The organism is Pseudomonas sp. SWRI154 (genome assembly GCF_014268645.1).
Taxonomy (GTDB): domain Bacteria; phylum Pseudomonadota; class Gammaproteobacteria; order Pseudomonadales; family Pseudomonadaceae; genus Aquipseudomonas; species Aquipseudomonas marvdashtae.
In genome coordinates this window covers 1-13,476 of record NZ_JABWQW010000034.1, presented here as the reverse complement: position 1 = coordinate 13,476, position 13,476 = coordinate 1, and the positions used below count along the sequence as shown (strand labels likewise).

The 13,476-nt window shown below is 62.7% G+C and carries 4 protein-coding genes; 1 reads left to right on the top strand and 3 read right to left on the bottom strand.

Going from position 1 to position 13,476, the window contains the following annotated elements; translation table 11 throughout:
• The first annotated feature begins 20 nt into the window (after nucleotides 1–20).
• Nucleotides 21–4,178: a non-ribosomal peptide synthetase gene (locus HU806_RS23220; RefSeq protein WP_186614772.1), complete on the top strand. Its 4,158-nt coding sequence runs from the start codon at nucleotides 21–23 to the stop codon at nucleotides 4,176–4,178.
• 205 nt (nucleotides 4,179–4,383) lie between these two features.
• Here the strand turns inward: HU806_RS23220 and HU806_RS23215 are convergent, their stop codons facing one another.
• The 3 genes from HU806_RS23215 to HU806_RS23205 form a co-directional block, all read right to left on the bottom strand.
• On the bottom strand, nucleotides 4,384–6,849 hold the full coding sequence (locus tag HU806_RS23215) for a TonB-dependent siderophore receptor (RefSeq protein ID WP_186614771.1): 2,466 nt from the start codon (nucleotides 6,847–6,849) through the stop codon (nucleotides 4,384–4,386).
• Between the two features lie 359 nt (nucleotides 6,850–7,208).
• The gene (locus HU806_RS23210; RefSeq protein ID WP_186614769.1) at nucleotides 7,209–10,430 is read right to left on the bottom strand and encodes a non-ribosomal peptide synthetase; all 3,222 of its coding nucleotides are present in this window, start codon (nucleotides 10,428–10,430) and stop codon (nucleotides 7,209–7,211) included.
• Nucleotides 10,427–13,476, bottom strand: a 3,050-nt coding sequence (locus HU806_RS23205) for a condensation domain-containing protein (RefSeq protein WP_186614767.1), incomplete at its 5' end; no start/stop codon positions are given. The genes HU806_RS23210 and HU806_RS23205, both read right to left, overlap by 4 nt.

Genomic DNA, 13,476 nt, shown 5'->3' with positions numbered 1-13,476 from the left:
TTGTTGACCGCGAGAACACCATGAACGAACTGCTAGACGATGATCTGCTGGCACTGCTGCTCGACGAGGCCGCTGACGACATTCACGCCCGGTCCAACCGCCTAAGGCTGGACCGCGCGCCCTTGTCTTTCGCCCAGCAACGCTTGTGGCTGGAGCAACAGCGGGATCCGCACCGATCTGCCTACAACCTGCCACGTGCCCTGCGCCTGACCGGCGAAATGAATGCCGACGCCCTGGAACAGGCATTGAATCGCGTCATCGACCGGCACGACATCCTGCGCACCGCATTCACTGAAATCGACGGTGCCGCCACCCAGCTAATCGAGCGTAACGCCCGTCTGCCCCTGCACCGGGAGGACCTCGCCGCGCTCGGTCAGCCGGCACGGGACCAGGCGCTTTCACAGCGCATCGAACAACACGCCCGGCAACCGTTCGATCTGACCCAGGCGCCACTGATGCGGGCAACGTTGCTCAGGCTGGGCAGTGATGAGCATGTGTTGTTGCTCAACATGCACCACATCGTTTCCGATGCCTGGTCCAACACGATCCTGATGCAGGACATGACCCAGGCCTATGCCCAGGCCTTGCGGGGCGATCCGTCACCGCTGCCGTCGTTGCCCCTGCAATATGCCGACTACGCGACCTGGCAGCGCGGCGACTATGTGCAGAGCCCGGCCTGCCAGCGCAGTGGCGCCTATTGGAGCGACTACCTCGGCCATGACTTGCCGGCATTGGAACTGCCTCATGACGTTGCGCGCACCGCGAACCAGAAACACATGGCCGGACGCGTGCAGGCGTCTCTCACCCCGGCAATGGCCCAGGCCTTGGATACGTTCTGTCAGCGGGAGGGGCTTACGCCTTTTGTCGTGGCGCTGGCGGCCTGGCAATTGTTATTGGCTCGGTACAGCAACCAGAACGATTTCACCGTCGGCGTCCCCAACGCCAACCGCAACAGCCACGAGAGCCAGGAACTGGTGGGTTTTTTCGTCAGCAGCCAGGTGTATCGGGCGCGGATCGACTCGACCCGCGGCGCGCGGGATTTCCTTGGGGACCTGCGCGCCCAGTCGCTCGCCGCGCTGGAACATGCCGACTATCCGCTGGAGCTGGCCCTGGATCAGTTGCAACGTCCCGGTGCACAGGACGCCGGTGCGCTGTTCCAGGTCTTGTTCAACTGGCGCACGGGATCGTCCTCATCGTCGGCGCCAGGCTTGGGTCAACTGACGCTGGAGTTTTTGAATACCGGTGACAACCAGGCCAAGTTCGACCTGTCGCTGGACGTCGACTATTCCCAGCAACAGGTGCTGGCAACGTTCGAATACAGCCGAGACCTGTACCGCGCAGAAACCATCGAGCGCATGGCCGAGCACTGGCAGAACCTGTTGCGAGGCCTGATCGAGACGCCCGGATGCGCCCTTGGCGAACTGCAATTGCTGAGCGCCGACGAACACCGAAAAACCCTGGCCGACTGGAACCGCCAGCCGAGCCAACTGCGCAGCGAACAGTGCCTGCACCGGTTGATCGAAACCCATGCCGCCAGCACAGGCGAGGCCATCGCGCTAACCTTTGAACAGCAGCACATCAGCTACGCCGAGCTCAACCGACAGGCCAACCGATTGGCCCATCGGCTGATCGAACAAGGCGTTGGGCCGGACGTGCTGGTCGGCATTGCCGTCGAGCGAACGCCGCAGATGATCATTGGCCTGCTGGCGATTCTCAAGGCCGGTGGCGCGTACGTGCCGCTGGACCCGGCGTACCCGGCCGACCGCCTGGCCTACATGATCCAGGACAGTGGCGTCACGCTGGTCCTGACCCAGGCCCACTTGCGCGATTCGCTGGCGCTGCCCGCTGGCGTGACGTGCCTGCTGCTGGATCCGCTCGATACCGACAATGCCTATCCCGCACACAATCCGGATGTGCCGATGGATCCGGATAACCTCGCGTACGTCATCTACACCTCGGGCTCGACTGGCAAGCCCAAGGGCGCATTGCTCGCGCACCACAACGTCAGCCGACTGTTCCAGGCCACCGAGCACTGGTTCAATTTCGATCACCGGGACGTGTGGTGCCTGTTTCATTCCTACGCCTTCGACTTTTCCGTGTGGGAGATTTTCGGCGCCCTGCTGCACGGTGGACGGCTGGTCATCGTGCCCCACGCCGTGAGCCGTTCGCCGGAAGATTTTTATGCCCTGCTCTGCCAGGAAAACGTCACGGTGCTCAACCAGACGCCCTCGGCCTTCAGGTCGCTGTTGCAGGTCGCCTGCGCGCCTCGGCAGCCTCTCGTCCAGCGGCTGCGGCAGGTGATCTTCGGCGGCGAAGCAATCGATGTGCAGAGCCTGCGCCCCTGGTTCGAACGTTTCGGCGACCAGGGGCCACGGTTGATCAATATGTATGGCATCACCGAAACCACGGTGCATGTCACCTGGCGTCCGCTGTCGATGAGTGATTTGAACAGCGAGGCCGCCAGCCCTATCGGCGAACCCATCGTCGACCTGTCCTGGTATCTGCTCGATGCGCATCTGAACCCGGTCCCCAAGGGCTGCACCGGCGAGTTGTATGTCGGCCGAGCCGGCCTGGCCCGTGGTTATCATCAGCGCGCCGACCTCACCGCCAGCCGCTTCATCCCCGATCCGTTCGACCCGCTGCCGGGTGGCCGGCTGTATCGCACCGGGGACCTGGCGCGCTACCGCAGCGACGGCAGCATCGAATACATCGAGCGCCTGGACCATCAAGTCAAGATCCGCGGCTTTCGCATCGAACTGGGGGAAATCCAGGCACGCCTGCAAACCTTGCCAGCGGTTCAGGATTGCGTGGTGCTGACCCATGAAGGCCCGGCCGGCTTGCAACTGATCGCCTACGTGATCGCAGCGCAACCGTCCACCGCCGATCTGCGCGATGAACTGTTAGTCGCGCTCAAGGCGCAGTTGCCGGACTACATGGTGCCCAGCCACCTGCTGTTCATCGATCGCTTGCCACTCAACGCCAATGGCAAGCTCGACCGCAAGGCCTTGCCGGAACCTGAAGCCCATCTTTGGCGTTCGCATTACCTGGCGCCGCGCACTCAGTTGGAAGAAGCCCTGGCGCAGCTCTGGCAACAATCCCTCAAGGTCGAGCGCATAGGCATCGACGACAGTTTCTTTGAGCTTGGCGGGCATTCGATCCTGGCAATCGAACTGATCGCCAACCTCAAGGCACAGCTGAATATCACGGTGCGCCTGCAAGAACTGCTGGCCAACCCGACCGTCGCCGAACTGGCGCTGTTCATCTCGCAGAAACACCGTGAACAGACCCAATGCCTGGTCGCCTTGAACAACGCCTCCGCCAGCGCCCCGCAGCTGTTTTGCCTGCACCCCAGCGGGGGCATCGTGTTCTGCTACCAGCCATTGGCGCGCAAACTGCAAAACCGCGCGCGCACCTTCGGCGTCATGCACCGCGGCTTCAGCGAACCCCATGCAGGCCCCGAGGCGTGGCACGAAATGATCGCCGACTACAGCCGGGAAATCCTCGCGGCCCAACCACAAGGCCCGTATTACTTGATGGGCTGGTCCTTGGGTGGAGCGATTGCGCTGGACATCGCGGCGACGCTGGAAGGCCAGGGTCACACGGTGGGTTTCCTGGGGCTGGTGGACAGCACGATTCCGGAACAGCTGTATCCCGCGACGTTGCCACGTCATCGGGAATGGCTTGCGCAGGAAAAAACCGACCCGGCTTCGCAGGATCTGCATGAGGCCGTTGAGTATTTCGACCTGCTGTTTCCTGCTCTTACGGAACGTACCGCGACCTATCGACGGGAACACCCTGACAGCTCGGTCAAGGCCTTCCATGAGTGGGCCGCCGGCCAGATCGAACCTGAGCGAGGCGACTTGTTGTCAATCGTGCAGAGCGTCAAGGACGAGGTCATGAACGCCCAGGCGTTCTCGGTGCATGATCGGTTGCTGGAGGCCTTCGGGGGGTTCACTTTCAAGCCGTTACGGGTAAGGCCGAGCTGCTGGTGGACCCAGGCGGAGAAGACGCCGGAGGAACTGGCGTTTTGCGAGGCGTTGGTCAGGGAACATAGCTTGACTGGCGAGTTGCAGTGTTCGGTGCATTCGCCGTTGCGCCATCGGGGGATGATCTTTGATGAGGGGTTGCTGGATTCGTTGGTTGAAATGTTTTTGGCCGGCACGGCACAACAGCCATAGCACCGCAAAGAAGAACAGCAATAACCCGTGGCGAGGGAGCTTGCTCCCGCTGGGGTGCGCAGCAGCCCTTTTTGTGAGCGCTTCGCACTCAAGCGGGAGCAAGCTCCCTCGCCACGGGGTTTGTGTGCGCTCGGATATTTGGCGGTGAACCCCATAAAAAAACCGACCCGCACATGGCGGGTCGGTTTTTTTGTGCTCGCGATGATCAGAACTGCGGCGTGTACTTCACGGTGAACATCAAGTTACGCGGGTCACCAAAGTTATTGTTGCCGTTGAGCTGGTTGTAAGCCGGCGTGATGTAGGTCTTGTCGAACAGGTTGTTGGCATTGACCGCCAGATCGATTTCCGACGTCAGTTTGTAGCCGACACGGGCGTTCCATACGGTGTAACCCGGGACCTCATAGTCCGCTTGATAACCCAATGTGTGACTTTGGGCGGTAAAGCCAAGACCGGTGCTGACACGATTCCAGTCCCCAGTGAACTGGTAGTTGCCCCACACGCGCAGCATGTGTTTCGGCGTCCAACTGCTGAACACTTTGCCTTCATCCGCGCCATTCAGACTCTTGGTGGTGTTGTAGGTGTAGCCCGCGAACAGCTGCAGATTGTCGACCACTTCACCGCTGATTTCGGCCTCGAAGCCCTGGCTGCGCACCTTGCCCGAGGCTGTCGAGCAACCGAAGCCACCACACCCCGAACCGCCGTCATTGAGGGCACGGTTTTCATGGTCGTAGCGGAAGATAGCCAGGGAAGTATTGACCCGACCGTCCATCAACTCACCTTTAAGACCCACTTCGTAATTGGTGCCGACGACGGGCTTAAGCACGGAACCGCTGGCATCAACGTTAGTCTGCGGCTGGAACACATCGGTATAACTGGCGTAAACCGCCCACTCGCGGCTCAAGTCATAGACGATACCGGCATAGGGCGTGACCACGCCGGTTTCGGTTGAGTAGCTTGGCGTGTTGCGTGTAATTCCGGCTGCGACTTCATTTTTCGACTTGTAGCTGAAGTCGTACCAGCTGACCCGGGAACCCAGGATCAGCGTCAGGTCATCCACCGGCTTGACGCGCCAGGTTCCGTACAGACCTTTCTGACGCACGTCGTACTTGCTGAGGACGCCCAGGCCACCCGCGGCGATCAAACTGTCGTAGCTGATGTCCGGGCGGTCATTGTCAATATCGAAGATCGAGTCGCTGGTGCTGTTGAAGGTACGGGCATATTTATCATCCGTCTCCAACTGTGAGAAGTTGCCACCCAGCATGACCTCCTGCTCCATCGACAAGGCTTCGAACTTGCCGGTCAGGTTCATGTCGAGACCGGCCTTCGTGGACTGGAAGTCGGTCAGGAAGTCGGCATATTGCACGCCGCTGCCATCAGGCAAAAGACCACCACCTCTCTGCACGCGCTGGTTCTTCGCCTGGTTATCTTCGCTCATATACACGCCACCCACCTTGAACGCCCAATCCTCGTTGAAGTGGTGCTCCAGGTCGGCGTAGTAGGTGGTGACGTCGATTTCCGAGCGGTTCCAGCGCGCGCCGGTGTAGGTGGAGCGCGACACGTCCGGCATCGAGCCGTCGGCGTAGCGTGGCAGGCCGCGGATGTTGCCGCGCGATTCACCGTTGGATTGGCTGACCGCGAAACCCAGGGTGGTGTCTTCGCTCAGGTCGATGTCCAGCGCGCCGTACAGCGAGTGGGTCTTGCTCCACGCATGGTCGACGAATGAATTGCTCTGGTCTTCGTCGGCGACGAAGCGCCCGCGAATGTTGCCGGCCTCGTTCAGCGGGCCGCCAGCGTCCAGTTGCAGGCCGTAGTGATCCCACGAGCCGGCCTTGCCGGTCAGGGTCACGGTCGGGGCGCTCTGGCCGCGCTTGCGCACCAAGTTGACGGCACCACCTGGGCTGCCGGTGCCTTGCAGCAGGCCCGAGGCGCCACGGAGGATTTCCAGGCGGTCGAAGAAGATCAAGTCCTGGGTCGCCCAGTTGCCCAGGGAGTAGGTGTTGCGCGGGATCGGCACACCGTCGTACTGCCAGTCGTCGATCTGGAAGCCGCGCGACGACAGGATCATGCCCTGGCCGACGCCCTGCAGGCCGACGATGCCGGTGGTCTGGTTGACGGCGTCCTTGAGGTTGACCAGGTTCTGGTCATCCATCTGCTTGCGCGTCATCACGGTGATCGACTGTGGAATTTCCTTGAGGGTGTGGGTGCCCTTGCCGATGGTCACGGCATTGCTGGTGTAGGACTGGCTGCCTTCGGTCGTCGCCTCCAGTTCCGCTGCTTTTACCGTGGTCGCGCCCAGTTCCAGGGCTCCGGCGGCGGTGCCCTTTGTCAGCATCAACGTGTTGCCCTCGAAACTGTGGCGCACGCCGGTGCCCTTGAGCAATTCGGCGATGGCCGCCTGCGGGCTCATCCTGCCGCTGACGCGGTTGCTCTTCAGGCCAGCCAGTTCGTCGGCGTTATAGATCACTTGTTGGTTGGTCTGCTTGCCGAACGCTTGCAGCGCCTGCGGCAGCGGTTGTGCCGGGATGTCGAGGCTGACGTCTTCAGCCATCACCTGGGCGCTAAACGGCAGAACGCAGACCAGACCCAGGCCCGTCAACATCCGGCGCGAACGCAGGCCGCGGGACATGACAAGTGCCTTGAACAACGGTTTCAACTCATGAATTGCCGACATCGCGCTCTCTATTATTGGTAAAGGTGGAAAGTCCATGGGGCCAAAGGGCCGGCCGCTCGCCAGCACGGGTGAACCCGCACCGTCGATTGCCTGGGGCAATGCATCAGTGCGTGGCCGACCGGCCCCTCCCCGGGCACGGTCGTCCGGCTGGACGACGGCTAAATTTTTTCCTGGACACAACCGGCGCCTGGGCTGCCCTGCCCGAGCCGATTTGTCCGCATACATTAGTAAGACGCAGCACTTGGGAAAAACCGGAATGAGTTTATTTATCATTCGCGCAAAAGCTTAAAAAAAAGCCGACGCTTGCGGGCGTCGGCCTGTTGTTGGATTAGATGTTGGGTGAAATGTTGGCTGGGACGTCAGCTACCCTGCGCAGCCTTGGCGGCTTGCAGTTGCCGAGCCTGCTCGGTCAGGCGGGCCTTTTCCTCGGGGCTCATCGCGTCCATGCGCAGGCGCACCTGGGCGATTTTTTCCAGCTGTCCCGGAGCGCTCTCCTCCGCCCGCAACGCCGTGGCGAGCGACGCCACGGTCGGATGATCGAAGACCAGTCCCGGATGAATGTCGCACTGCAACAACTTGCGAATGCCGGCCACCAACTTGATCACCAGCAACGAATGCCCGCCGGCAGCGAAGAAGTCCCGGTCGATGCCCAGCCGTTCAAGCCCCAGCAACTGCGCCATGCGCGCGCAAAGCAATTGCTCCAGCGCATCACGTGGCGCGGCGTCTTCGTCGTTGCTCGGCGCGATCATCAGTTGCTGCAACGCCTTGCGGTCGATCTTGCCGTTGGCCAGGCGCGGGAAACGTTCGATCAATTGCAGATGCTGCGGCACCATCACGCCGGGCAGTCGGGCGATCAGTTCGGCACGCGCGGCGTCCAGCACGCCCGAAGACTGCCCTTGCCGGGCCACGACGAACGCCAACAATCCCTGCTCGGCCGACGCGGCCGGCAGCACCAGCGCTTCGGCCACTTGTGGCACGCGCAGCAGTTCGGCCTCGATTTCCGCCAGTTCGATACGGAACCCGCGCACCTTGACCTGCTGATCACGGCGACCGTGCAACTGGACAGCGCCGTCGGCGCGATAACGCGCCAGATCGCCCGTGCGGTAAAGACGCTGCGCCGGGTCGAACGGACTCTGGATAAAGGCCTGCCCGTGCGCCTCGGCATTCAGGTAGCCCCGGCACAATTGCGCGCCGCCCAGGTACAACTCGCCCAACATGCCCACCGGCGCCAGGCGCCGATCAGCGTCGAGGATGTAAACCTGATTGTTGCCCAGCACTTGGGTCAGCGCCGAACAATCATCGGCAGCGCCGTCCAGTGACAACGGATGAATCATCACCCCGACCGTGGCTTCGGTCGGACCATAGTGGTTAAACACCCGGCAATCGCTGCGCAAACGCTTGATGCGCTCGACCAACGTCGGCGCAATCGGCTCGCCGCCGAGCACCAGCGTGCGTGGCAGTGTGGCGTGCTCACTGTCGAGCAGCGCCGCGAGGTGCGACGGGACGATTTTCAGGCAGTCGATCTGTTGCTGTTGCATGAATCTGCCAAACAACTCGCCGTCCTGCATCTGCTCATCAGTGGCGACATGCAGGGTCGTGCCGTTGAACAACGCACCGAACAGCGCCGTGTTGCCCAGATCCGCCGCCACGGTGGAACTGAACGCGACGTTGCGGCACAGCCCAAACCCCAACGCCTGGCTGGCCTGGGCGGTGTAGTTGAGCAACTGCCGATGTTCGATCACTACGCCTTTGGGCACGCCGGTGGAGCCGGAGGTAAACAGCACGTAGGCGATGTCGTTGCCCTTGGTCATGAGCGCCGGCAACGGCGCGCTCGACAAGTCGAGCCCGGCCACCGTCAGCGCGTTGTATGGCTGATCCTGCCAGTCAGGCACATGCGTCGCATCAGTCAGCACCACAGCGGCGCCGGCCTGTTCCAGCATCAACGCCTGACGGGCCTGGGGCCACTGGATGTCCAGTGGCAGATACGCCGCCCCGATGCGCCAGCTCGCCAGCATTGCAATCACCAGGTCCACCGAGCGCGGCAAGGCCAGCGCGACAATCGAACCCTCGCCCAAGCCTTGGTTCACCAGGCCTTGGGCGATGCGCTCGACTTGGCTATGCAACTGCCCGTAGCCGAGGGATTGATAGGCGTCGGTCAGGGCAATCGCTTCCGGCGCTTCAAGCGCCAGATCCGCGATACGCTGCGGCAGGTAGCGCTGATCGACCAGCGCCCGCATCGTCGGGTTGATTGCCCGTAAGCGCTGTTCCTCTTCAGGACCGAGCAAGTTGAGCTGCGCCAGCGGTGTTTGCGCAGCCGCGAGGATCGAAGCCAACAGCACATCGAATTGTTCCAGCACGGTGGTGGCCGCCGCCGACGAATAACGCGAGGCAGCGTAATGCAGGTTCACCGAATCAAGCTGCTGGGCGTCGTTCAATTGAACGTGCAGCAGCACCTCGAATCCGTCGGCCCGCGCGGGTAAAGATTCAGCCGCCGCCCAGGCCAAACCGCCGCTGCTGCTGGTAATCGGCGCCCGGCCTACCGTGCAGCCATAGGCCGGAAACGCCGCGTCTGGCGCCAGCTCCGGCGCCCAGTATTCCTGCCAGGTGCGATGTGCTTCGAGGCGTGCCGCCAGCTCCACCAGCCACTCGCTGAACGGCGCGGTGGCCGGCAGCGGAACGCAAAGCGGCAGGTTTTTTTCGAACACGCCAATGCCATTGGCGAAGTACTCGTAGTCGCCTCGGCTGTCGTGGCGCACGCCGACCAGCGCTTGTTCGAGGCCGCTCAGGCGCCCCAGCAATACCCACCAGGCGCCTTGCAGCAACGTCGCCAGCGGTTGGCCGAGTTGGTCGGCCAAGCGTTGCAAGGCGTCGCGCCGGGCCGGTTCCAAGCTCAGCGATACCTGCGCACCAGCTGTCCCGCTGCCGGTGCTGCGTGCGGCCAGCCACGGCGTGTCGATATCCGTCTGCACGCCTTGCAGGTGTTGCTGCCAATAAGTCCGCGCCGTGGCGGCATCTTCATCGAGCACCACTTCGCTGCGCCATTCCAGATACTGGGCGAACTCGCCCGACGCTTCGTCTTCCGACGCCTGGCCCGCGTACGCTTGCCGTACCTGTTCCAGCAACAGGTTCATCGATTGGGCATCGGCACTGTAGCGAGCGATGCCCAGCAGCAATTGCCATTGCCGTGGCGCCAGGCGATACAGCACGGCCTGGACACTTGCCGATTCGCCCAGCACAAAAGCGCGACCGAGCATTTCGTCGATCTGCGCCCGGACTTCATCGGCGCGCTGCTCGCTGGCCTGTACCGTCAGCGGAAAGCGCCCGGCATCGGCGGCGGCTTGACGCAGTCCGTGGAAACCGCCGACCTTGGCCAGGCGCGCCAGCACCATGGGTTGCTGCGCCACCACCGTATCGAAAGCGACCTGCAATCGCTGCGAATCGAGATCGCCGTCAATGACCACGCTGAGCCAGCGCAAGGCCTCGCCGCAGGTCACCGTGCCCGTCAGCCATTCAACTTCCCGTTGTTGCTCGGGCGTCAGGGCGAAGCCCGGATCCTGCGCGTCCATCATCACCTCGTTCATGCTCCGGTTTCCTCGGTATTGAATGCGCCCCGCGGGGTTTGCCCAAAGGCAGGTCGTTGCAGGCTGGCATGGTCATACATGTCGCCCATGGCGACGACGATCTTGCGCGGCCCCTCGAACGGGTCGCGGGCGTGGGCCACGAGCATGTTGTCCAGCAGGATCACATCGCCCTTCTGCCAGTCGAAACGCACCGCGCAGGCTTCGTACAACTCGCCGATACGCGCCATCACCTCATCTTCAATCGGTGTGCCGTCGCCGTAATACACGTGACGAGGCATGCGCTCCAGGCCGTACATCGACAACAGGTCCTGGCGCACGTCCGGCTCCAGCCAATAGATGTGGTGCAGCTGCACCTGGTTGAAGAACGATTTCTCCCCGGTGATCGGGTGCGTGATGATCGCCGGCCCCGGCGTGCGGGTTTGCAGTTCATCGTTATCGAGCCAGCGCCATTGAATGCCTCCGGCCCGGCAGCGCGCCTCCACTTCAGAACGATCCTCGGTCTTGAAGAAGTGCTGCCACGACACGTCGAGCTTGTCGGTGAAGGTGCGCACGTACAGCAGCCCCTTGTCCTCAAACTTTTCGCGAAGGTCCGCCGGCAGCTTTTCATACATCAAGCGGCAGTCCACCACTGGCGTCGCACCGCCTACGGGCGCGGCTTGCTCGCAATAGAACATCTGCTTGCGCGGCCAGCGGTCCTGGTGGGAGCTCTCGTTGTGGAACAGGATCATCTTGCGTTCCGGGTACGGCGTGGAACGGTAGGTGTTCTTGCCCCCTTCCTTCTTGGGAAGATCGCCGTACTGGCCGTACAGTCCCGGTTGTATCGCTTCGGCGAAGGCTTCAAAGCCCTGGATGCCGTCCAGCGCGAAACCGCGGAACAGGATGCCGGCGTGTTCGGCCAACTTCTGCTCGATCAATGGCCGGTTCTGCTGGATCCACTCGATGACGTCCAAGTGTGGCTCGCCGGGCTCCAGCATCAGCGGGAAGCGCTGTGGCGCGGCCACCAGCGATTCGCGCACCAACGCCGGTCGAGGCCGGGCAGCCGGAGTCGCCGCGCGCTTGAGAAACTTGCCCAGTTTGTCGGCCTTGGGCCCCGGGACGTTGGCAGGCGTGGCGGCTGTCGCCACGTTGTCGACTGGCATGCTGATAGCTCCCAATTGAATGTCCTGATCAGCGACGATCTGTTCCAACAGGGCCGTCCAGGCCTGGATCAGGTACTGGATGCGCTCATGTCCGAACAAGCCTGTGGCGAATTGCCAATTACCGCGCAATTGCCCTTCTTCTTCGTCAACGAACAACGCCATGTCGAATTTAGAATGGGTCTGCAGTGCCGGCAGGAACTCGACGCTCAAGCCGGCCATGGCGCGGCTGCGCACTGGCACGTTGTTCATCACGAACAACACCTGCAGCAGCGGGCTCATGCCCTTGTGCCGCGGGACGCCCGAGGCCTCGACGATCTGGTCGAACGGCAGGTCCTGATGCTCCAGCGCGCCGAGCAGGTGGTCCTGGGTCTGCGCGAGGAATCGGCCGAAAGTGGCGTCGGCGACGAAGCGCGAACGCAGCGGCAGGACGTTGACGAAGAAACCGATCAGGCGTTCCAGCTCAGGCTGTTCGCGCCCGGCCACGTCGGCGCCGACCACCAGATCCTGCGCTGCGCAGAGACGATGCAACAACACCTGGAACGACGCCAGCAACGTGCTGTACAGCGTGACACCGGCCGCGCTGGATACTCGCCGCAACGCGGCGCTGAGCCCGGCCGAAAGCTCGAACTGCAACGCATCGCCTGCATAGGACGCCGTTGGGCCGCGAGGATTGTCCAGCGGCAGGTCGAGACGGCCGTTGTAGCCGTCGAGCCGGTCTTTCCAGTAATCGGCCTGGCGCGCCAGCACGCCTTGTTCCTCCAGCGCTTGTTGCCACAAAGCGAAGTCATGGTATTGGACCGCCAACGGCGCCAGCGGCATCGATTCGTTGCGCGACGACGCCTCGTAGACCTGCACCAGCTCATTGATCAACAACCCCATCGACCAGCCGTCGGAGATGATGTGGTGCATGGCGTACAACAACACATGCTCGGTCGGGCCCAGGCGCAGGATCCGTCCGCGCAGCAGCGGTGCCTGTTCCAGATCGATAGGTGTGCGAGCGTTGTCCAGCGTCGCCTGGGCGACGTGTTCCTGCTGGGCACCGGGCGAGAGGTCGGACAGATCGATCAGCGGGAAATCCAACTGAACCTCGTCGGCAATCAGCGCCACCGGGTCGCCTTCGTCGTCCTGGACGTAGGCGGTGCGCAGCACGGCGTGACGGCGCGTCACTTCGGCGAAGCTGCTCATCAGCCGCTCGACCGACAACTCGCCGCACAGGCGCAGCGCCATGGGCATGCCATACGCCGATGTGCCGCCGGCCAACTGCTCGGCGATCCACAACCGCCGTTGCACCAGCGACAGCGGCGCCGATTGCCGTGGGCCATGGGCCTTGAGCCGGACCTGGCTGGAGTCGCCCGCCCGCACCGTACCCTCGTCGCCAGCGCTCATCACTGCCGCCAACGCCTTGAGTTGCGGATGATCGAACAGGTCGCGCAGGCTCAGTGGATAAGTCGTCAGCGTGCGTAACCGGGAGATGGCCTGGGTCGCCAGCAACGAATGACCGCCGCGCTCGAAGAAATGATCGTTGCGTCCAACCCGCTCCACTTCCAGCACCGCTTGCCAGATATCGGCGATACGTTGCTCGAGTTCGCTGGCCGGTGCCGCGTAATCGCTTTGCGACAACCCGCTCTCGATGCCCGGCAACGCCTTGCTATCGAGCTTGCCGTTGGGGGTCAGCGGCAGTTGGTCGAGGAACAGCCAGTGCGCCGGGATCATGTAAACAGGCAGATGTTGCTTGAGGATTTCGCGCAGCGTGTCAGCGCTTCGTTCCAGCGCTGGAGCCACCACGTAGGCCACCAGCTGTTGACCGCCCGCGCCCTCCTGAGCAAGCACCGCCGCTTCACGCACCGCCGGTTGTTGCAGCAGCCGCGCTTCGATTTCACCCAGCTCGATGCGGAAACCACGGATCT